A 20,219-nucleotide genomic window follows, 5' to 3' on the forward strand; every position below is an offset into this window, starting at 1 on the left:
CGAGCCTTGTTCACTGCAGTGCGGCGTGCGATCTTGCGGGTCGCCTTTTTCGCCGAAGTTGTATTGGCCATTGGTGCCTCTCTTCGAAAACTGACATGAACTCCGCCCTCGCCGTGCCGGGTCACTGCGACCTGTCATCAAAGCAATTCGGGAGTATTTCCGGAAAGCCCAAATGGCGTTCCAAACTGAGGGCGGCGTATAGCTGGAAACGGCCGCCCCGTCAACGCGCATTTTCCAGAATCTGCGCGCCATGCTCCGGCTAGCGATGTTTGAACTCCGGCTTGCGCTTGGCGACGAAGGCGGCCATGCCCTCTTTCTGGTCTTCGGTCGCAAACAGCGAATGGAAAAGCCTGCGCTCGAAACGTAGGCCCTCGGCGAGGGTCAACTCGAGCGAGCGGCTGACCGCTTCCTTCGCCATCATGACGGCCGGCAGCGAGAAGGACGCGATCTTGTCGGCCGCAGTGAGCGCCTCCTCCATCAATATGTCCGGCGCCACCACACGCGAAACGAGTCCTGCGCGCTCGGCCTCGGCCGCATCCATCATCCGGCCCGTCAGGACCAGATCCATGGCCTTGGCCTTGCCGACGGCGCGGGTGAGCCGCTGCGAGCCGCCCATGCCCGGGATGACCCCGAGGGTGATTTCCGGCTGGCCGAATTTCGCGGTCTCCGAGGCAATAATGAAGTCGCACATCATCGCCAGCTCGCAGCCGCCGCCGAGCGCATAACCGGAAACGGCAGCGATAACCGGCTTGCGGGCGGCCGCCACCTGATCCCAGCCGCCGATGAAGTCGCCGAGATAGCTTTCGACGAAATCGAGCGTCTGCATCTCCTTGATGTCGGCGCCGGCGGCAAAGGCCTTTTCCGAACCGGTGAGCACGATGGCGCCGATCTCCCTGTCGGCATCGAAGGCTTTGAGCACTGCGGCGAGTTCGCGCATCACGGTCGAGTTCAGCGCATTCAGCGCCTGCGGACGGTTGAGCGTCACAAGGCCGACGCGGCCACGCGTTTCGACCAGCAGCGTTTCATAGGTCATTGCAGTCTCCTCCAATTCATCTCAGATCACCGGCCGCAACCGGCCGCGCGTTCATTTCTGGCAATGCGGGCAATAGAAGGTCGAGCGCCCCGCCTGCACGATCCGGGCGACCGTACCGTCGCAGCCCGGCGTGCGGCAAGCCTCTCCCTCGCGATCGTAGACCGAGAAGGAGTGCTGGAAGTAGCCGAGCGAGCCATCGGCCTGGATATGGTCCTTCAGCGACGAGCCGCCAGCCGCGATGGCATCGGCGATGACCTCGCGGATGGACTCCGTCAGCCGCAGCAGCCCGTCCTTCGGCTTGCCGCGCTTGTCGACGAGTTCGCCCGCGGGTTTCACCGGCGTCAGATGCGAGCGCCACAGCGCCTCGCAGACATAGATGTTGCCGAGCCCGGCAATGTTCTTCTGATCGAGCAGGGCGGCCTTCAGCGGCTGCGCCTTGCCGGAAAAGCGCGCGGCAAGATAGGCGGCATCGAGTACGTTGCCGGTCGGCTCCTCGCCGAGTGCCCGGAAATAGGCGTGGGCCGCGACCGTTTCCCGGCGAGCGAGATCCATGAAACCGAAACGGCGCGGATCGTTGTAGATCACCCGGACCGGGCCTGCGGCACCGTCGAGATGGAAGATGACGTGATCGTGCTTCTCGTCCTTGCCGCGCGGGTGGTGGAACTCTCCGGGGGTCGTCGGTGCCGCGCCCGCCTCGATGCGGAAGGAACCGGACATGCCGAGGTGGGCGATGATCACGTCGCCGGCTTCGAGATCGATCATCAGGTATTTGGCCCGGCGCGACAAGGAGACGATGCGCTGGCCTGAAACGGTCGCGGAAAAATTCGCCGGAAACGGAAAGCGCAAGTCCGGCCGGCGCAGTTCTGCGGCGACGAGCAGCGCGCCTTCCATGGTCGGCGCCAGGCCGCGCTTGACGGTTTCGACCTCGGGCAACTCCGGCATCCCTGCACTCCTGCGTTCTCAGCCGCCGGGTGCGGTGGCTGGCATTTCCTTGGCGGCATTCTTATCCTATAGGGGTGCGCTATGCCGCAGCCGCTGCCCCGCCCACGAGATAGCGCGAGACGGGTGTTTTCGCTATGGTGCGGCAAAATTTTGGTTCAGGTGGAGTTCTTCGTATGACGGATCAGCGCGTATCGGCCGACGGCGGCATGGAAACATCCTTCGGTTTCCGCAACGTCGGCGCCGGCGAGAAGCAGCCGCTGGTCAACGACGTGTTCCATAAGGTCGCCAAGCGCTATGACATCATGAACGACGTCATGTCGGCCGGCCTGCACCGCGCCTGGAAGGACGCGATGATCGCCTCCCTCAACCCGCCGCGGCGCGAGGGCTACAAGACCCTCGACGTTGCCGGCGGCACCGGCGATATCGCCTTCCGCATCATCGAGGCATCCGATCGCAAGGCGCATGCGACCGTGCTCGACATCAACGGCTCGATGCTCGCCGTTGGCGCCGAACGGGCGGAAAAGAAGAAGCTGTCGGCCAATCTCGATTTCGTCGAGGCCAATGCCGAAGAGCTGCCCTTCGAGGCGAACAGCTTTGACGCCTATACGATCGCGTTTGGCATCCGCAATGTGCCGCGCATCGACGTGGCGCTGAAGGAAGCCTATCGCGTCCTGAAGCGCGGCGGCCGACTGCTGGTGCTCGAATTCTCCGAGGTGGAGATGCCGCTGCTCGACCGCTTCTATGACGCCTGGTCGTTCAACGCGATCCCGAAGTTCGGCAAGCTGATTACCGGCGACGAAGCGCCCTACCAGTATCTGGTGGAATCGATCCGCAAATTCCCGAACCAGAAGGACTTTGCGGCGATGATCAAGGAGGCCGGCTTCTCGCGCGTCTCCTTCACCAATTATACCGGCGGCATCGCGGCGCTGCATTCCGGCTGGAAAATCTGATCCCCATGAGCACGCCTGGAGCATATATCCGCCTCGCGCGGATCGGCTGGGTTCTCGTGCGCGAAGGCGTCGTCTCGGCGATCCCGTCCGAGCACCTGCCGCCCTTTGCCCGTTTCGCCCAGAAGGCAGCAGGGTTGCTGGCGCGCCGCAAGGTGCCGGGCGAAGAGCGCAGCGACCGGCTGTCGCGCGCCGTCGCCCGCCTCGGTCCGTCCTACGTGAAGATCGGCCAGTTCCTGGCAACCCGGCCTGATGTCGTCGGCGCCGAGTTCGCGGCCGATCTGTCGCTGCTGCAGGACAGCATGGCGACGTTCCCCCAGAGCGAGGCGAAAGCCGCAATCGAAGGATCGCTCGGCCGCAAGGTCGAAGACCTCTATGCCGAGTTCTCCGAACCGATGGCGGCCGCTTCGATCGCCCAGGTTCATCCGGCGATCGTCATGCGAGACGGCCAGCCGGACAAGGTTGCCGTCAAGGTCATCCGCCCCGGTGTCCGACTGCGCTTCGCCTCGGACATCGAGGCGATGTATCTCGTCAGCCAAATGCAGGAACGGTTCCTGCCCTATACGCGCCGGCTGAAGCCGGTCGAGGTGACGAAAACGCTGGAGCAGACGACGAAGATCGAGATGGATCTTCGGCTGGAGGCGGCCGCCCTTTCCGAGCTCGGCGAGAACACCAAGGACGATTCCGGTTTTCGCGTGCCGAAGGTCGATTGGGAGCGGACCGGCCGCGACGTCGTCACCATGGAATGGATCGAAGGCGTCAAGATGTCGGATATCGAGGGGCTGAAGGCTGCGGGTCACGACCTCAACCAGCTCGCCGAGGTGCTGATCCAGTCGTTCCTGCGCCACACGCTGCGTGACGGCTTCTTCCATGCCGACATGCACCAGGGCAATCTCTTCGTCGACGACGCCGGCCATATCGTCGCCGTCGACATGGGCATCGTCGGACGTCTCGGCAAGAAGGAACGGCGCTTCCTCGCCGAAATCCTCTTCGGCTTCATCACCCGCGATTACCAGCGCGTCGCCGACGTGCATTTCGAGGCGGGCTATGTGCCCTCGCACCATGACGCCGCCAGCTTTGCCCAGGCGATCCGCGCGATCGGCGAGCCGATCCACGGCCAGCCGGCCGAAACCATCTCGATGGCAAAGCTGCTGACGCTGCTTTTCGAAGTCACCGAACTCTTCGACATGCAGACGCGTCCCGAGCTCGTCATGCTGCAGAAGACCATGGTGGTGGTCGAGGGCGTGGCCCGCACGCTCAATCCGCGCTTCAACATGTGGAAGGCGTCGGAACCGGTTGTCGGAAAATGGATCCGCGACAATCTCGGACCGAAGCGCATCGTTGGCGACCTGCGCGACGGCCTGCATGCCGCGCTTCGGCTTGCCGAAGCTGCGCCCGAAATCGCCGCCCGCACGGAAAAGTTTTCGAGCGAGATCATGGCGATGAGCGAAAACGGACTGCGCTTCGATGCGGAGACCGCGCATGCGATTGGCAAGGCGGAAGCGAAACATACGCGCTCCGGCCGCATCGCGCTGTGGCTGATCGCCGCCACGCTCGTCTACATCGCCTGGCAGGTGACCTGACCCCTGTCCGCGCCACCCAACCGGCGCGGATGGGCTTGTCTTTCCACTTGCGCTTGCTATCCTCGGCGCATGGACAATCGCTCGATTCTCGTGATGGCACTTTGCACGCATACCCCAGGGGTGTGCGGGAGATCTGTCGCGCTGATTTAAGCGAGCCGTCCCCCACCAACCCTGCCGAGGCGAGCAGGGTTGGGTCCTGTTTCCTCGGAGCAAAAGAGAGGAAACAATGACCGAGACAACCGACCCCTCAAAAATCAATATCCGCGCGGCCCGCATCGTCGATTTTGAAGCGATCGCGGCGCTGATGAGCCAACCGGGCATCCGCTCGGGAACGTTACGCCAGCCCTTTTCGACCCCGGAACTGACGCGAAAATGGTTGGAGAGCCTGTCGGACGACAGTGTCGTCATCGTTGCCGAGCGCGCCGGACGGATCCTCGGCATGGCCGGCCTGCACCGCAGCAAGGGACGGCGCCATCATTCGGCGGCACTTGGCATCAGCGTCGACGACAACCATCGCGGCGAGGGAATCGGTAAGTCATTGCTTACAGCTCTGATCGATGCCGCCGACAACTGGCTCGGCATCAGCCGCATCGAACTGACCGTCTTTACCGACAACGAGCCGGCCATCGCGCTCTATCGCAAGGCGGGTTTCGAGATGGAAGGCACGCACCGGGCCTATGCCCTGCGAAACGGTATCTTGGCCGACGTTTTCGCGATGGCGCGCATCCGCGCTCCGGCAGCGCCACAAGCCGGATAGAGGCCGGCAAGACCCGGCAGACGGCATGGGCCAAAGCCGGCGGTCGAGGCTTCCGCAACCGCCGGCTATACCCATGTTCCATCCGGAACTGCGAATATATCAGCGCCATGCGATGGTCTTTTCATGGATGGCGAAGGGTCATCCCAACCAATCCAGAGGAGAGACCATCATGCGCAAGTTCATCATCGCTGCGGCTGTTGCCGCTACCGCCGCCATCTCCTTTGCCGCACCATCGAACGCCGGCGGATTCTCGATCGGCTTCAGCAACGGATACTATGGTCATGGCTGGAACGGCCGCGTCGGCTATGTCGGCGGCTACTATGGCGGCCCGTATTACTACGAAGCCGAGCCCTATTGCTTCCTCAAGACCGTGAAGCGCTACGACAGCTACGGCAACCTCTACTACAAGAAGATCCGCATCTGCCGCTAACAGGCAGAGCAAGGGAGGACGCTTGAGAGCCCGGCCGTATTGCGGCCGGGCTCTTTCATTTGGCCATGCCGGAAATCAAATCGGTACCCCCTTGGACAAAACTGGTGTAGCTGCAATCGCAAGCCACTTTGAATTCCGCAATCGAGGAGAACCGGTCATGGATCTTGGCATCGCTGGAAAACGCGCGCTGGTGCTCGGCGCAAGCAAGGGGCTCGGTCGCGGCATCGCCGAGGCGCTGACAGCCGAAGACGTCATCGTGGCGCTGACGGGTCGCGATGCGGCAGCGGCGGCCAAGGCGGCGAGCGAAATCGGCCCGTCCGCACACGGCTACGCGCTCGACCTGTCGAAGCCCGATACGCTCGATAACCTGCTCGATGAGATCGCAGCCGATTTCGGTGCCATCGACATTCTCGTGCTCAACGGAGGCGGGCCGCCGCCGTCTTCCGCCGCGGACGTCGACCCGGATTTCTGGCGCGCCCAGTTCGATACCATGGTGCTTGCCGGGATGCGCATCACCGGCCGGCTGCTGCCGGGCATGCGGGAGCGCCGGTTCGGACGCATTATCGCCGTCGCGTCCACCAGCATCCGCGAGCCAATCGCCGGGCTCACCGCCTCGAACGCACTCAGAAGCGCCGTTGCCGGGTGGCTGAAGACCCTTGCTGGAGAGGTTGCGCCCGATGGCGTGACCGTGAACCTTTTGCTTCCAGGGCGGCTTGCCACCGACCGAACGCTCAGCTTCGACCGGATGGACGCCGAAAGCGAAGGTGTCGATGTCGCCACGGTCGCGGCACGCAGTCAGCAGGAAATCCCGCTTGGCCGCTACGGCACACCGGCAGAGTTCGGTGCGGCCGCAGCTTTCCTCGCCAGCCGCCAGGCGAGTTACATCACCGGCGTCGCCCTGCCTGTCGACGGCGGCCTCAGCCGCTCGATGCTGTAACGCCCCGATGCCCATCCTAAACGGAGCGCCGGTCCGCTGATCGGCCCTTCGGCGATGGCCGAGCGAAGGCTGATCTGGTCTTGAACGACGTCGCCGATGCAGCGGCAATCGATAGACCTGTCCATTCGTATTTCCACTCGTCACTATCCAAACATTTAATTTCCAGATGGATCGCGGGCTGCCTATGGTCAGCCCGAGGGGTCGCGTTCGTGAACCAACGTGCGCCTTGCACCCTTGAAATGGACACGGACCATCTCAAGTAAGCACAGGACCGAACGCCTGCGCGATCGAAGGCCTTCCGTTGGGAGGTCCGCTTCAACTGCAAACACCGGGGTTGGTCACCATCCGGCTGCCCCGCAAGCTTGGGAAGACCAGATGCGACCAGGACTTTTCGGCGCGCTGATCGGCGCGTCGATTTCCATCCTCAGCCTTTCACCTGCAATCGTGGGGGCCTCCATGCTCGATGATCAATTGATTTCCGCCGCCGGGACCGGTGACGCAAAAAGGGTGCGAACGCTCGTGAAAGAGGGGGCAAGCATCGAGGCGCGCGATGCGAGCGGTGCAACGGCACTGCTTGTCGCCACCCACGAAAACCGTCTCGACGTGGCGCGGGCGCTCATCGAGGCCGGCGCCGACGTCAACGCCAAGGACAAGATCAACGACAGCCCCTATCTCTATGCCGGCGCGCGTGGTCATCTGGAAATCCTGAAGCTGACGCTTGCCAATGGCGCCGATCTCAAGAGCACGAACCGCTATGGCGGAACGGCACTCATCCCAGCCGCAGAGCGCGGCCATGTCGAAACCGTCAAGACGCTGATCGACGCCGGCATCGATGTCGATCACGTCAACAGGCTCGGCTGGACGGCGCTGCTGGAAGCGATCATCCTCGGCACCGGCGGCGAAAGGCACACGGACATCGTGCGACTGCTGGTCAAGGCGGGCGCCGACGTCAACCTTGCCGACGGCGAAGGTGTAAGCCCGCTCGCACACGCCCGAAAGCGCGGCTACGACGAGATCGTGGAACTGCTGACCGACGCCGGCGCCCATGAGAGAGAACTGCCATGAACCAGGAAGCGAGCTATCTGGCCGAGGCGGTCGCACTCGCCCGCCGCAACGTCGAGAACGGCGGTCGCCCCTTCGGCGCCGTCGTCGTCAAGGACGGGGAAATCGTTGGCCGCGGCGTCAACGAGATGCTGTCGACTGGCGACCCGACATCACATGCGGAACTGAACGCGTTGCGCGCCGCCGCCCGCGCGCTCCGTTCGCCGCGACTTGAAGGCGCCGCCGTCTATGCCAGCGGCCAGCCCTGCCCGATGTGCCTTGCGGCCATGCGCATGGCCGGCATCACCGAGATCGCCTACGCCCATTCGAATGCGGATGCGGAGCCTTTCGGCCTGTCGACGGCGACGATCTATGCGGAACTGGCAAAACCCATCGATGAGCAGGCGATGCGCTTCCGCCACGTACCGGTCGACGAGACCGACGCGCCGCCGCTCTATGTCGCCTGGCAAGCGCGGCAGAAGAAGGACTGAGGTCTGGCGGGGATCGGCCAACCATCCCCCTTGCCGGAAACACGCAACGGCTGTAATCGCAAAAGGAATTCCCGCCTACCGCTCCACATTCCCCAGAGGAAATCGGGCGGTCTCCAGCCTGCAGGTGTCCGTGATGAACGCATACTCCGAAAACGCCGGCCGCCGTGTGGCGCTGCTGCTCATCGCTGGCTCGGGCGTCGTGACGATTGCCAAGGGCATGAGCCTCACCTTTCTCGCCCTGCGCCTGCAGGCGGATTTCGGTCTCAGTCCTGCAAGCATCGGCGCGCTCATCGGGGCGGGCCCCTTGCTCGGTGCCATCGTCAGCCCGTTTGCGGGTATGGTTTCCGACCGGATTGGGCGCAAGTGCGTGCTTACCGCAGCGCTGTTCATGGCCGGGCTGGCACTCGCCGGGCTTGGACTGGCGCAAACGATCGCCGCCTTCGCGCTCGCCCATATCGTCTCTGCCGTCGCGGCCGCCGTCTACGAGCCCGTTGCACGCGCCTTGATGAGCGACGCTGCACCTGCGCATCTGCGTCTCAAGGTCTTTTCCTGGCGCTACCTTGCGATCAATGCCGGCTGGGCCATCGGGCCGCTCATCGGGGTCTGGGTCGGAGCGGCCTATGCGACGCTCTTCGTCATCGCCGGGGTCATGCACGCGGCCTTCGCGCTCGTCCTGCTCTTTGCCGTGCCGGAGACCAGGAGCGTGCAGGCGATCGGGAGCGAGCGGGATGCGCCGAGCACCGCGGGCTGGCGCAACCTTATGGCCGCCATGCGCGACCGCCGGCTGGTCTTCTTCGTCGTCGGCGGCACGTTGATGCTTGCCGTTCATGGCCAGTGGTCGGTGACCCTGTCGCAATATCTCAACGCCGGTTTCGCAGATGGCGTCACCCTCTTTGCGGTCCTGGTTTCGACCAATGCCGCAACGGTTCTGATCACCAGCACCCCTGCCCGTTTCGTCATTGAAAGGATCGGTGCCTTGCGGGCGCTTTCGCTCGGTTGCCTTCTGTTTCTGATCGGCGAAATCGGTTTTGCTGCCTCGTCCGACGCAGAAATGCTGATCGCCTCCATGGTCCTCTTCACCATCGGCGAAGTGCTCGTCGTGCCCTCGGAATACATGCTGGTCGACGGCATTTCCGATGCCGGCAATCGCGGCACCTATTTCGGGGCGCATTCGCTCTCGTCGTTCGGCAACTTCCTCGGCCCGCTCATCGGCGGCCTCGCCCTTGGCACTGTCGGCGGCGCCGGCATGTTCCTGCTCTTTGCCGTGCTATCGGCGGCCAGCGCGCTGATGTTTGCAATCGGACAGTCCATGCCTCCGCCGCGCCCGCAGGCCGTACGCGCCGAGACAGCCGGCAGTGATGCTGTCAGCGGCGATCTGTTGCGACTGGGTCAGCCCGCATAAGCACGTGCCGGCTACCCGCCCGTTGCAGGCGTCGACGCACTGATCTGCTGTTGCACCCGCTCGAGCGGCCCGGGCGCCAACGCCGCCGGCGGCTGGTAGGGATTGGAAAAGGCGTAGATCAGGAACAGGATGATGCCGGTATAGGCGCCGAAGAGGCAGAGCAGCAGCAGATTGCGACGCACCGGCGGATAGGAATAATAGGCGAGCGCAATGAAGATCACGCCGGAAAGGGCTGCGAACCAGAAAATGCTGTCCATCTGGTCCGCAACGTTGCTTTCCCGCTTGGTTCGGCTTTGCGAGATGTCGTGCAGCCGCTCCAGCATCTGGCTGCGCAGGCTTTCCTGGCGTTTGTTCGCGGGCTGGAGATCAAGGACCTGCTGATAGGCATGATCCCAATGGACCCAGGCCTGCGGTGAAAGACGGCCCTTGTCCGCGAGTGACTGCCATTCGCCATCGATCACCTCGGCCGCATAGGCGGAAATCGCCTGCTGGATCGGCGCCTTGACCGCCTCGCCATACCGTCCGGCATCGTAGAAGATATCGGCAATGGCGCCGGCTTCGGTCGCCATCTCGTATTTGAGCTGCTGGTACTCGACCATCTCCTGCGCGAAGACGAGCGCGAGGATGAGGCCGTGCAGCGCCGAGATCCGGAAGATGACCGAGCTGGCAAGCTCTTTTTCATGCCCTTCCGGTTCACCGCCCATGATCAGCCGCATCAGGAAATAGGAGGCGAGCGTCAGCGCGACCGTGCCGAAAACGAAGAGGGCACCGAGCAGCATTTCGACGATCATCTTCCCCTCCGCCCGTCGAAAACAGATCGCAATTCTGAGCGTACGGCCGCGGAAACACAACGTTGTGCTTCATTGGAAGGCGCGTGTTCCGGCTGTCTTGCGGATGGATGAGACGCTATGCTTGCATGCGCCGCCACCTTTTCGACACTGCCCGCCCGTAAGCACTGCGCCGAAACAGGAGTAAAAACAACATCATGAATGCGCCAACCGAACAGACCGTGCTCAAACGATCGATCGCTGCGACCATTGTCGTCGGCGCGACGGGTGTGCTGTTCGGACTGTTGTCCGGTTCGGTTTCGATTGTGTTCGACGGGGTGTTTTCCGCCGTCGACGCCGCCATGACAGTGCTGGCGCTCGGCGTGACGCGGCTGATCCCGAGGCAGAGCAACCGCTTCCAGATGGGCTTCTGGCATATCGAGCCGATGGTCCTGCTGTTCAATGCCGGACTCTTGGCCTCGCTTTCCTTCTACGCACTCATCAATGCGGTCGACTCGCTTTTGACCGGCGGGCGACAACTCGCCTTCGACTGGGCGATTGCCTATGCCGCCGTCGTTGTCGTCATCTGCGCCGTCATGTTTGTCTACGGGCGGCGGGCGAACCGCACGATCGGCTCGGAATTCCTGGCGCTCGACGTGCGCGCCTGGGCGATGTCCGGCACGATCACGGCCGCCCTGCTCGTCGCCTTCCTCACAGCCGCGGCGCTCAAGGGCACAGCTTACGAACACTGGACGCCCTATGCCGACCCGGCGATCCTCATCGTCTTGACGCTCTGCCTGATCCCGCTACCGATCCTGACCGTCTTCCAGGCGTTGAAGGAGATCCTGCTGGTGGCGCCCGCCGAACTCGACGAGCGCGTGCGCCAGGCAGCCGCCAACGCCGTCGACCGCCACGGCTTTTCCGATTACCGCACCTATGTCGCCAAGGTCGGTCGCTCCAGGACGATAGAGGTCTACCTCATTGGCAACCCGGATCGGAACGTCGGAACGCTCGCCGATTTCGACCGGATCCGCAGCGAGATCGGCGATGAGATCGGCGATCCCGGCCATGACCGCTGGCTGACGATTGCCTTTACCGGCGACGTGCGCTGGGCGGAATGATCAGCCCGTGCGTCACCGCGATCAGAAAAGCTCGATCCTCCTGGTAATCCCGATCGCCTCCAGAAACGCCCGGTCGTGGCTGACGACCAGCAGCGCGCCATCGTAGGCGCTGAGGCCCGCCTCGACGGCCTCGATGGCATCGACATCCAGATGGTTGGTCGGCTCGTCGAGGATAAGGAGCTGCGGCGGGCTATTTCCTCCGAGCACGCAGGCGAGCCCTGCCCGCAGCATCTGACCGCCACTGAGGCTTGATACGACCTGTAGGGCCGCATCCGCTCGGAACATGAACCGGGCGAGCGCCGCCCGGCATGCGTTCTCGCTGGCGCCGGGGTTGAGGCGCCGGAAGTTGTCGCGGATCGAGAGGCGGGGATCGAGCAGGCTCACCCGCTGATCAAGCATGGCATGGGCGACCTGAACTTGAACACGGCCCGACCAGGGCCGAAGCTCACCCGTCAACAGCGACAGGAGCGTCGTCTTGCCCGAACCGTTGCGGCCGATGAGCGCCACGCGCTCCGGGCCGATGATCGAAAGCGACAGCCGGTCGACAACGGGTTTTCCCGCCTCGTAGCCCACGCTGGCATCGCTGATCTGCAGCACGCTCCGCCCTGTGGGCAGGCCGGTCGGTGGCAGGCGCACGGTCAAAGGCTGCAGGATTTCGACGCGCTCACGCGCCTCCATGAGATCGCCGATCGCCTGCTCGCGCCGGCGATCGGCCAGCCGGGCGTTGTCCCCGCCAGTCTTCTCGCTGCGCTCCTTCCTTGCATCAAGCAGCAGCAGCGGCGCATCGCCCTTGGCGCGTTTGCGGCGGCCGGCCGCGTCCTTGTGCGCCTTGCGTTCGGCCACCTCCTGCGCCTTGCGCTCGACCTCTGCCAGACGCCGCTCGGCATCGGCCAGATCGTGGCGGGCTGACGCCAGTTCGAGCGCCTTGCGCTCACGGTAGTGGCTCCAGTTGCCGCCATAGGTCGTAGCGCCAAGCGTTGTCAGCTCGACGATCGCGTCCATTTCCTCCAGCAGCTCGCGATCATGACTGACGACGATGGCGCCGCCGCGCCAGTTCGCCATCAGCGCGGCAACGGCCGCGCGACCTTCGCGATCGAGATTGTTGGTGGGCTCGTCGAGCAGGATGAAATCCGGTTGCTGGAAGATGAGGGCCGCGAGTTTGACCCGCGTCATCTGCCCGCCGGACAGGGCGGCAAGACGGGTTTCCGACGATGCATCGAAACCGACGCGGGCAAGGGTTTCCGCCATGCGGGTTTCAAGCGTCCAGTCGGCAACGGCCAGCTCGTCGAGAGTGGCGATCCCCTCCTCCGCGCGTTGGAGAACGGCAAGCGCTTCGGAGATACCGAAGAGATCGGCGACGGTCTCGTCAGCCATGACCTGGACGGTCTGGCTCAGGATACCGAGGCTCCCGGCAACGGTGACCTTGCCGGCTTGCGGCGCGAGCGTTCCGGATATCAGGCGCAACAGCGTCGACTTGCCGACACCGTTGCGGCCGACGAGGCCGGTGCGCGCGGGACCAAAGGTCAGATCGAGATCGGAAAAGAGGCTGCGGCCCTCAGGCGTGGACCACGAAAGATGGGAGAGTGAAATCGAAGCAGGCATGGATACGGGTTTCCCTGATGGCAAGACGGGTCGGCTTGGCGTTCAGGGTGAAATCCATCGATGCGTGTATCCTGTTCAAATTTCTATCGCAGCCGAAGATAGCAGCGAATGCGCCCGTTTCAAGGCGGCCCAAGCGGTGTCGCCCACGCTCAGGCCAGATTGCGTCGCTCCGCGCCTTCGCCAATGGCAAGTCCCGAGGCCAGGACGCTGCGGTTGCGGCCCTGGTTCTTGGCATCGATCAGGGCGGCGTCGGCCCGCGTCAAGAGCGTAGACACGGGGCCGTCGTCGGGGGCAGAGGCGACGCCGACCGACACGGACACCGTGCCGAGGATGCGGCCGCGATGCGACAGCGGCGTTGTGCCGATCCGGGTTCTCAGCCGCTCGGCAAGCGCGAAGCCCGCAGCTTCACCGGCATCAGGCATCAGCACGGTGAATTCCTCGCCGCCGAAACGGTACGCGCTGCCCGCATCGGCCACGGTATCGACGATGATCTGCGCCACATACTGCATGACGACGTCGCCGGCATCGTGGCCGAACTCGTCGTTGAAGCGCTTGAAATAGTCGATGTCGACCATCAGGCAGCTGAGCGGCTTGCCGCGCGGATGGCGGTTCAACGCCTCATCGAGGCAGCGCCGGTTGAGCAGCCCCGTCAAGGCGTCGCGAACCGCCAGGTTGGTCAGTTTTTCTCTGAGCTGCAGATTGGCAACGGCAAGCCCGATGTTCTCGGCAATCAGCTCCAGATAGAGGCGCGACACTTCGACCGCGAACTCCTCCTTCAGGTGTTCCTCGAAATAGAGAAGCCCGATCGTGTCGCCCTGGGCAGTCAACGGCACGCAAAGGCCGATCGCGCCATGGTCGTCGAGATGCTGGCAGGCAATATCGCTCTGGCCGCGATTGCTGACATGCGGTCGGCCACGGCGAAGCCCCCAGCAGGCGCTCGACGGGAAAGAGGGGGCGGAATGCTCAGGATCGAGCCAGGTGCCGATCTGCGTCAGCAGCGTCCGGCTGTCGTTCAGCACATAGAGATGCCCGGCGAGATTGGGAAAGATCTGCGGCGCAAAGCGGGCGACAACTTCGGCAAGCTCGTCCTGGCTTTGGCATGCCTGCAGCCGGTGCATCATCTGCAGGATCAGGTCCTTGGTCTGCTGGTCGCGCCGCCGCTCTGCATCCAGCCGGTCGCGCTCGATACCGTTTTCGCGGAAGATGTGGATCGCCTGGTTCATCTCGCCAATTTCGTCGCGGCGGCGGTCAAGCGGCACTTCCACGGCATAGTCCTGCTCAGCCAGCCTCGTCACGATCCCGCTCATGCGGCTGAGCGGCATGGCGACGCGACGCTTGAGGATGAAATAGAGCACGCTCAGGAACAGGGCGGCGGTGATGCCGAGCATGGTCTTGGCGGCTGCGGCGTACCAGTCGCTCTGCGCCTGCGCCGCGCTGAGCGCACCGCCCGTGCGTGCGTTGGTCAGGTCGCGAAAGCGCGAAACCGTGTCCAGAAGTGCTGTTTGCAGGCGCTCATGCTCTGAGCCGAAGAGTTTTTCCTGAGCGGCTGCGCGATCGCCCTTCTGATAGGCTTCGATGGCGGCGACCTCAACCTTGTCGAGTGCTTCTGCGTCCCGCATGATCTCCTGAAGCGCGGCCATCTCGCCCGGCAGCGCCCCGAAGCGGGTTGCGGTCTTGATCGCTTCTTCCCGCTTGCGTTCTTCATCCTCCGCGCGATGGAAGGCCTCCAGATGCCGCTCGTCATTGCGCATGACGTAAAGGCGTGCCTCGTCGCTACGGGTTTCCGCGCCGAGCGCCAGCTCTTCGCCGAGGGTATCGAGCACAAGATGCTGCTCGACCGCCTGACGTTCCTTGATCGCGCTGTCCGTCGACAGGATGAAGGCGGCACCCGAAAGCCCCGTCAGAAGCACGGTCACGCCATAGGCCCAGTTGGTGATCGCATTTATTCGCATGGAATGAAGCTTAGCCCCCGCGGATTGAGAGCGGATTAACCGCGTTGCCCGCCTTCGGCAACAGTCGCAAGGCCGAGGCGGGCGGAATGATCGCCGCGGCCAGCCTAACGGAGCGCGATTTCAGGCGCGTGTCGAGCTTCGGCCACACATTGCACCGGATAGATCGCTCAAGTAGGTTCAATCACGGCCTGGCTCGCCCACGCGAGCGGCATCGAAATGTTCTGGTATCGCGTAGGACCCGGCAGCCCATGCCGGGCAAGAGGACGGCCGAGAGGCCGGTTGCATATGACACTGTCGGGCAAGCGCATTCTTCTCATCATCTCGGGCGGCATCGCGGCCTATAAGAGCCTCGATCTCATTCGACGCCTGCGCGAGCGCGGAGCGAGCGTGCGACCGGTGATGACGGCGGGCGCGCAGCAGTTCGTGACGCCGCTTGCCGTTGGCGCGCTCTCCGCGTCGCATGTCTATCTCGATCTCTTTTCGCGCGAGGACGAGCAGGATGTCGGCCATATCCGGCTGGCGCGCGAATGCGACCTTGTCGTCGTTGCGCCCGGGACTGCCGATCTGATGGCGAAGATGGCGAACGGCCACGCCGACGATCTGGCCTCAACGATATTGCTTGCAACCGACCGCCCGGTGCTGGTGGCGCCGGCAATGAACCCGAAGATGTGGGCGCATCCGGCAACGCGCCGCAACCGCGCGACGCTTTCCAAGGACGGCATCCGCTTCATCGGTCCGGAAGCCGGCGAGATGGCGGAAAGCGGCGAGGCCGGCGAAGGCCGCATGAGCGAACCGCTTGCGATCGTCGCAGCCGCCGAGGATCTTCTTGACGGCGCGCCAAAGCCGCTTTCCGGCCGCAAGGCTATCGTCACCTCGGGACCGACGCACGAGCCGATCGACCCGGTGCGCTACATCGCCAACCGTTCCTCCGGCAAGCAGGGCCATGCGATCGCCGCGGCATTGGCGCGCCTCGGCGCTGACGTCACACTTGTCTCCGGCCCGGTGACGATCCCGGATCCGACAGGCGTCAAAGTCGTACATGTGGAGCGCGCCGAGGAGATGCGCGATGCGGTGCTTGCAGCGCTTCCCGCCGATATCGCCGTGATGGTTGCTGCCGTTGCCGATTGGCGGGTGGCGACGGCCGCCGGCAATAAGATCAAGAAGAAGCCGGGCGAGGCTCCGCCGCCGCTGCAGCTTGCCGAAAACCCCGATATCCTGAAGACCGTCGGCCATCATGCCAAGCGGCCGCAGTTGGTGATCGGCTTTGCCGCCGAGACCGAAAACGTCGCCGACAACGGCCGCGCCAAGCTTGAGCGCAAGGGCGCCGACTTCATCGTCGCCAACGATGTGTCACCGGCAACGGGCATCATGGGCGGCGACCGCAACAAGGTGAAGCTGATCTCTCACGCCGGCAACGACGACTGGCCGGAGATGGACAAGGACGCGGTGGCGGAGAAACTTGCGGCGATGATTGCTGCGGAGCTGGAGCGAAAAGATCGCGGTTGATCAGGCGCTCCCGCGGTAGCCGCCAACCTTACCTCGTCTGCAGAAAGCCCCCTAGCCCTCTCCCCGCACGCGGAGAAAGGGGACGTGACCCATGTGTGCATAGCGCCAGCGATCAACTGAGAGAATCGGGAGGGTACGGCTTGTACCTTCTCCCCACCTGCGGGGAGAAGGTGGCGGCAGCAGGATGGCGGGCCACCCCTAGCCGTCTATTTTAGAAGCAATATCTCAGGCCAGCTGACGCGACCGGACCGGCGTGCCCTTTGTCGAAAACAGTCGGACGTCGACGCCGTTTTCGCCGACGATAACAGCTGTTCCGTCGGGAATTTCGACCCAGGCGCTGTCGTCGTCGTTGAGCGGCTCGGAGACCAGGCAATAGCCGCCGCTCGGGCCCATGGGCGCCGCATAAAGCGTCGGCGCCTTCCAGTCGGAGGCATAGCGCACGGCGTAGAGATCGTGACCGTCGGAAAAGGCGGCGGTGAAGCGGACCAGCACCTGGCGTTCCAGGTGCTCGGCAAGCTGCTCGATGAAGGCGAGTGCCTCGGCAATCGCGCCCAGCGGATCGCGGTCGAGGCCGAACTGCATGGCAAGCAGGAACAGAAGTTCGGAATCCGTCGTGCCGGTGCGGGCCGAATAGAGGTCGTTGTCGAGCATGCTCTCCATCGGCCGGCGCAGATGCTCGAAGTCGCCGATCTGGCCGTTGTGCATGAATGACCAGCGGCCGAAGACGAAGGGATGACAGTTGTCGCGCCGCGTGCCGCCGCCGGTCGCCGCGCGGACATGGGCGAGGAAAAGCGGCGAGCGGATCTGGCGGGCAATGCTCTTCAGGTTACAGTCGGACCAGGCGGGCAGGATGTCGCGATAGCGGCCGGGCTCGGGATGATCGCCATACCAGGCGACGCCGAAGCCGTCGCCATTGGTGGCGGTCTTGGCGCGGGTCGCGCAATGGGACTGTTCGATCAGCGAGTGCGCCGGAGAGGTGACCAGTTCCTCGAGATAGAGCGGCTCCCCGCGATAGGCTGCCCAGCGGCACATGCTGATTTCACTCCAGCTCCGCCCCGTTGTCCTCGGCGCGATTCGTTAACCATGACGAAGTGCGATGTTCCGTCAGAACATGGTAAAAATGCGTTAACACATTCACCCTTCGTCAAGTGAAGCGTAGCCGGAACGCACAGATTTGGCTGTTTCCGTCGGCACAAATCCGGCACCGCCGCGGCATTTCGAACAAATATTCCATCTTGACAAACCATGCACAAAACATTTCATTTCGAGCCAATACGGCGACGGAGGAATTCAGCATGGGCAGCAAGCGCAAACTCGGGATCGGCCTGATCGGCACGGGCTTCATGGGTAAGGCCCATGCGCTCGGTTTCACCATTGCAGCACGGGTCTTCGACCTGCCCTTCGAGCTCGACCTCGTTTCGGTCGCCGATGTGACGGTCGAAAGCGCCGAGAAGGCGCGCGGCCAGCTCGGCTTCCGCAAGGCGACGGCCGACTGGCGCGAACTGTTGACCGATCCGGATATCGACATCATCGACATCACCACGCCGAACCTCTTGCACAAGGAAATGGCGCTCGCGGCGATCGCCCACGGCAAACATGTCTATTGCGAGAAGCCGCTGGCGCCGACCGTTGCCGAGTGCCGGGAGATGGTGGAGGCTGCCGAAAAGGCTGGCGTCGTCACCCAGGTCGGCTTCAACTACCTCAAGAACCCGCTGATTTTCCTTGCCAAGGACATCATCGAAAGCGGCGAGATCGGCGAAATCCGCTCGATGCGCGGCGTTCACGCGGAAGATTTCATGGCCGACGCCAACGTGCCGTGGGGCTGGCGTCTGAACCCGGCCAGCGGTGGCGGCGCGCTCGCCGATATCGGCAGCCACATCATCGCCTCCATGCGCCACCTCGTCGGACCGATCAAGCAGGTGCTTGCCGAAACCATTATCCAGATCCCGGAGCGCCCGATCGCTCATGGCTCCAGCGAAACCCGTGCGGTCGAAGTCGACGACATCACCCGCGCCTTCGTGCGCTTCGAGAACGGCGCCACCGGCAGCCTTGAGGCAAGCTGGATCGCGACCGGTCGCAAGATGCAGCACGATTTCGAAATCTACGGCTCCAAGGGCAGCATTGTCTTCACCCAGGAGCGGCTGAACGAAATCCGCCTCTACACGACCGGCGACGATATCCGCACCCGCGGCTTTCGCACCATCTGGGCGGGCCCCGAGCATCCGCCCTACGGCGCCTTCTGCGTGGCCCCCGGCCACCAGATCGGCTTCAACGACCTGAAGGCAATCGAGGTGAAGGAATTCCTCGACGCCATCGCCGCAGGCAAGTCGCCCTCGACCGACTTCCGCGAAGGCTACGAGGTGCAGAAGGTGCTGTCGGCGACCTACCAGTCGGCCAAGACCAACGAATGGGTACAGATCTAGACGGTTCCAGCAGGCGCACGGACGATGTTTATTTCGGTGCGCATTCCGGACGCAAAACCGCTGCGCACCTTTGCTGGAAGTGCTGTCTAATCTGGTGAGCATTCCGGACGCAAAACCGCTGCGCACTTTTGCTGGAAGTGCTGTCTAATCTGGTGCGCATTCCGGACGCAAAAGCGCTGCGCACTTTTGCTGGAAGTGCTCCCGGAAAAATAGAACGCCTGTTCTATCCCGTTCCCAACTAATCGATTAGTGTGAGGCCGAAAACGACACGACCGAGGGAGACGGGAAAGACATGGCCATGCCGGAAACGACCACAGAGGTGCCGCAGGATTTCGAGGCGCTGAAGGCCGCCATTCTGGAACGCAAGGCACAGCTGCCCAAACGGCTGCGCCAAGTGGCCGCCTATTCGCTCGACAATCCTGACGAAATCGCTTTCGGTACTGCGGCGAGCATTGCGACCTCCGCCGAGGTGCAGCCGTCGACACTGGTGCGTTTCGCCCAGCACTTCGGCTTCGAGGGTTTTTCGAGCCTGCAGCAGATTTTTCGCGCCCGGCTGCGCGAGCGGACCCCCGGCTATGAGGATCGGCTGAAGGCGCTGAGCGCCAACGATCACAGCAAGCTCGAAAGCGGCTCGATCTTCAATGGCTTCGTCGCCGCCGCCCACCGCTCGCTTGACAACATCGCCTCCTCCGTCGATCCGGAAGCCTTCGAGCGCGCCGTCGACATTCTCGCCAAGGCCGACACCGTCTACCTGATCGCCAAGCGCCGCTCCTACCCGATCTCCAGCTACATGGCCTATGCCTTCGGCAAGCTGAAGGTGAAGTACCAGCTCGTCGGCACAGCCGCCGGCATCGACGACGACATGCTGGCGATGGCGACGAGCAAGGACGCGGCATTTGCGGTCAGCTTCTCGCCGTATGCGTCGGAAAGTGCCGCCCAGGCGCGGCTGCTCTCCGAGCGCAAGGTGCCGGTCGTCTCGCTCACGGACTCAGCCTTCTCACCGCTCGCGGAATCCTCAAAAGTCTGGTTCGAGCTGGTCGAGGCCGACCACGCCGGCTTTCGTTCGCTCTCGGCCAGCATGGCCTTCGCCATGGCCCTCACAGTGGCGATTGCCGAAAAGCGCCGCCAGCTTTCCGGAGGCGAATAGGCCAAACGGAACAGATAGAATGAAAATTCCATATTGACGAAACGTCGGAATTTATGTTTCATACCGCCATCACCCACAGTACGAAAATGGTCGGGCCCGCCAAGGTGTCCGCGGGGAGGAAGCAGTGAGCCAGAACGT

General features: G+C 63.6%; 18 protein-coding genes and 1 pseudogene. 12 read left to right on the forward strand and 7 right to left on the reverse strand.

Annotation, left to right across the window (positions count from 1 at the left end; genetic code table 11):
• From VGO04_RS20045 to mutM, 3 genes and pseudogenes are all read right to left on the reverse strand, one after another.
• Positions 1-71, reverse strand: a pseudogene (locus tag VGO04_RS20045) (30S ribosomal protein S20); the annotation flags it as partial.
• A gap of 188 nt (positions 72-259) precedes the next feature.
• Entirely contained in the window at positions 260-1,033 is a 774-nt protein-coding gene (locus tag VGO04_RS20050; RefSeq protein WP_327497720.1) for an enoyl-CoA hydratase, read from the reverse strand.
• 51 nt (positions 1,034-1,084) lie between these two features.
• Positions 1,085-1,975, reverse strand: a complete 891-nt coding sequence (gene mutM / locus VGO04_RS20055; RefSeq protein WP_327497721.1) for a bifunctional DNA-formamidopyrimidine glycosylase/DNA-(apurinic or apyrimidinic site) lyase — start codon at positions 1,973-1,975, stop codon at positions 1,085-1,087.
• Between the two features lie 173 nt (positions 1,976-2,148).
• Between mutM and ubiE the strand changes: the two genes are divergently transcribed.
• The 8 genes from ubiE to VGO04_RS20095 all read left to right on the forward strand — a co-directional run bounded on the left by ubiE (position 2,149) and on the right by VGO04_RS20095 (position 9,563).
• The gene (ubiE, locus tag VGO04_RS20060; protein ID WP_327497722.1) at positions 2,149-2,925 is read left to right on the forward strand and encodes a bifunctional demethylmenaquinone methyltransferase/2-methoxy-6-polyprenyl-1,4-benzoquinol methylase UbiE; all 777 of its coding nucleotides are present in this window, start codon (positions 2,149-2,151) and stop codon (positions 2,923-2,925) included.
• Positions 2,926-2,930: 5 nt separating this feature from the next.
• On the forward strand, positions 2,931-4,505 hold the full coding sequence (ubiB, locus tag VGO04_RS20065; protein WP_327497723.1) for a 2-polyprenylphenol 6-hydroxylase: 1,575 nt from the start codon (positions 2,931-2,933) through the stop codon (positions 4,503-4,505).
• A 226-nt stretch (positions 4,506-4,731) separates the two neighbouring features.
• Positions 4,732-5,262 (forward strand): GNAT family N-acetyltransferase, encoded by a 531-nt coding sequence (locus VGO04_RS20070; protein ID WP_327497724.1) that lies wholly within the window; start codon positions 4,732-4,734, stop codon positions 5,260-5,262.
• 169 nt (positions 5,263-5,431) lie between these two features.
• A complete protein-coding gene (locus tag VGO04_RS20075; RefSeq protein WP_327497725.1) occupies positions 5,432-5,692 on the forward strand; it encodes a hypothetical protein in 261 nt (86 codons plus the stop codon).
• A 157-nt stretch (positions 5,693-5,849) separates the two neighbouring features.
• Positions 5,850-6,629, forward strand: coding sequence for an SDR family oxidoreductase (locus tag VGO04_RS20080; protein WP_327497726.1), 780 nt, complete (start codon positions 5,850-5,852; stop codon positions 6,627-6,629).
• A gap of 456 nt (positions 6,630-7,085) precedes the next feature.
• On the forward strand, positions 7,086-7,694 hold the full coding sequence (locus VGO04_RS20085; protein ID WP_327497736.1) for an ankyrin repeat domain-containing protein: 609 nt from the start codon (positions 7,086-7,088) through the stop codon (positions 7,692-7,694).
• Complete coding sequence (locus tag VGO04_RS20090; RefSeq protein WP_327497727.1) at positions 7,691-8,161, forward strand: nucleoside deaminase; 471 nt, start codon at positions 7,691-7,693, stop codon at positions 8,159-8,161. Before VGO04_RS20085 ends, VGO04_RS20090 begins: the two co-directional genes overlap by 4 nt.
• Positions 8,162-8,294: 133 nt before the next feature.
• Complete coding sequence (locus VGO04_RS20095) at positions 8,295-9,563, forward strand: MFS transporter (protein WP_327497728.1); 1,269 nt, start codon at positions 8,295-8,297, stop codon at positions 9,561-9,563.
• A gap of 11 nt (positions 9,564-9,574) precedes the next feature.
• Here VGO04_RS20095 and VGO04_RS20100 read toward each other — a convergent pair whose 3' ends face one another.
• Positions 9,575-10,354 carry a hypothetical protein gene (locus tag VGO04_RS20100; RefSeq protein ID WP_327497729.1) on the reverse strand — a complete coding sequence of 260 codons (780 nt, stop codon included), beginning with the start codon at positions 10,352-10,354 and terminating at the stop codon, positions 9,575-9,577.
• A gap of 194 nt (positions 10,355-10,548) precedes the next feature.
• Here VGO04_RS20100 and VGO04_RS20105 point away from each other — a divergent pair, with 194 nt between their 5' ends.
• Entirely contained in the window at positions 10,549-11,451 is a 903-nt protein-coding gene (locus VGO04_RS20105; protein WP_327497730.1) for a cation diffusion facilitator family transporter, read from the forward strand.
• 21 nt (positions 11,452-11,472) lie between these two features.
• Here VGO04_RS20105 and VGO04_RS20110 read toward each other — a convergent pair whose 3' ends face one another.
• The gene (locus tag VGO04_RS20110) at positions 11,473-13,053 is read right to left on the reverse strand and encodes an ABC-F family ATP-binding cassette domain-containing protein (protein ID WP_327497731.1); all 1,581 of its coding nucleotides are present in this window, start codon (positions 13,051-13,053) and stop codon (positions 11,473-11,475) included.
• Between the two features lie 149 nt (positions 13,054-13,202).
• Complete coding sequence (locus VGO04_RS20115; RefSeq protein ID WP_327497732.1) at positions 13,203-15,005, reverse strand: sensor domain-containing diguanylate cyclase; 1,803 nt, start codon at positions 15,003-15,005, stop codon at positions 13,203-13,205.
• 285 nt (positions 15,006-15,290) lie between these two features.
• Here VGO04_RS20115 and coaBC point away from each other — a divergent pair, with 285 nt between their 5' ends.
• A complete protein-coding gene (gene coaBC, locus VGO04_RS20120; RefSeq protein ID WP_327497737.1) occupies positions 15,291-16,511 on the forward strand; it encodes a bifunctional phosphopantothenoylcysteine decarboxylase/phosphopantothenate--cysteine ligase CoaBC in 1,221 nt (406 codons plus the stop codon).
• Between the two features lie 225 nt (positions 16,512-16,736).
• Here the strand turns inward: coaBC and VGO04_RS20125 are convergent, their stop codons facing one another.
• Entirely contained in the window at positions 16,737-17,543 is an 807-nt protein-coding gene (locus VGO04_RS20125; protein ID WP_327497733.1) for a class II glutamine amidotransferase, read from the reverse strand.
• Positions 17,544-17,806: 263 nt separating this feature from the next.
• On the opposite strand from VGO04_RS20125, the gene VGO04_RS20130 reads away from it, so the two are divergent.
• Together VGO04_RS20130 and VGO04_RS20135 are read left to right on the forward strand one after the other, a co-directional pair.
• Positions 17,807-18,934 carry a Gfo/Idh/MocA family oxidoreductase gene (locus tag VGO04_RS20130; RefSeq protein WP_327497734.1) on the forward strand — a complete coding sequence of 376 codons (1,128 nt, stop codon included), beginning with the start codon at positions 17,807-17,809 and terminating at the stop codon, positions 18,932-18,934.
• Between the two features lie 292 nt (positions 18,935-19,226).
• The gene (locus VGO04_RS20135; protein WP_327497735.1) at positions 19,227-20,081 is read left to right on the forward strand and encodes a MurR/RpiR family transcriptional regulator; all 855 of its coding nucleotides are present in this window, start codon (positions 19,227-19,229) and stop codon (positions 20,079-20,081) included.
• Positions 20,082-20,219 lie beyond the last annotated feature (138 nt).

Origin of the sequence: Ensifer sp., assembly GCF_035999185.1 — a bacterium.
Classification (GTDB): Bacteria; Pseudomonadota; Alphaproteobacteria; order Rhizobiales; family Rhizobiaceae; genus Ensifer.

Coding starts and splice junctions, on each gene's coding strand:
- VGO04_RS20050 (WP_327497720.1), bottom strand. CDS start 1,033: ATGACCTATGAAACGCTGCTGGTCGAAACGCGTGGCCGCGTCGGCCTT.
- mutM (WP_327497721.1), bottom strand. CDS start 1,975: ATGCCGGAGTTGCCCGAGGTCGAAACCGTCAAGCGCGGCCTGGCGCCG.
- ubiE (WP_327497722.1), top strand. CDS start 2,149: ATGACGGATCAGCGCGTATCGGCCGACGGCGGCATGGAAACATCCTTC.
- ubiB (WP_327497723.1), top strand. CDS start 2,931: ATGAGCACGCCTGGAGCATATATCCGCCTCGCGCGGATCGGCTGGGTT.
- VGO04_RS20070 (WP_327497724.1), top strand. CDS start 4,732: ATGACCGAGACAACCGACCCCTCAAAAATCAATATCCGCGCGGCCCGC.
- VGO04_RS20075 (WP_327497725.1), top strand. CDS start 5,432: ATGCGCAAGTTCATCATCGCTGCGGCTGTTGCCGCTACCGCCGCCATC.
- VGO04_RS20080 (WP_327497726.1), top strand. CDS start 5,850: ATGGATCTTGGCATCGCTGGAAAACGCGCGCTGGTGCTCGGCGCAAGC.
- VGO04_RS20085 (WP_327497736.1), top strand. CDS start 7,086: ATGCTCGATGATCAATTGATTTCCGCCGCCGGGACCGGTGACGCAAAA.
- VGO04_RS20090 (WP_327497727.1), top strand. CDS start 7,691: ATGAACCAGGAAGCGAGCTATCTGGCCGAGGCGGTCGCACTCGCCCGC.
- VGO04_RS20095 (WP_327497728.1), top strand. CDS start 8,295: ATGAACGCATACTCCGAAAACGCCGGCCGCCGTGTGGCGCTGCTGCTC.
- VGO04_RS20100 (WP_327497729.1), bottom strand. CDS start 10,354: ATGATCGTCGAAATGCTGCTCGGTGCCCTCTTCGTTTTCGGCACGGTC.
- VGO04_RS20105 (WP_327497730.1), top strand. CDS start 10,549: ATGAATGCGCCAACCGAACAGACCGTGCTCAAACGATCGATCGCTGCG.
- VGO04_RS20110 (WP_327497731.1), bottom strand. CDS start 13,053: ATGCCTGCTTCGATTTCACTCTCCCATCTTTCGTGGTCCACGCCTGAG.
- VGO04_RS20115 (WP_327497732.1), bottom strand. CDS start 15,005: ATGCGAATAAATGCGATCACCAACTGGGCCTATGGCGTGACCGTGCTT.
- coaBC (WP_327497737.1), top strand. CDS start 15,291: ATGACACTGTCGGGCAAGCGCATTCTTCTCATCATCTCGGGCGGCATC.
- VGO04_RS20125 (WP_327497733.1), bottom strand. CDS start 17,543: ATGTGCCGCTGGGCAGCCTATCGCGGGGAGCCGCTCTATCTCGAGGAA.
- VGO04_RS20130 (WP_327497734.1), top strand. CDS start 17,807: ATGGGCAGCAAGCGCAAACTCGGGATCGGCCTGATCGGCACGGGCTTC.
- VGO04_RS20135 (WP_327497735.1), top strand. CDS start 19,227: ATGGCCATGCCGGAAACGACCACAGAGGTGCCGCAGGATTTCGAGGCG.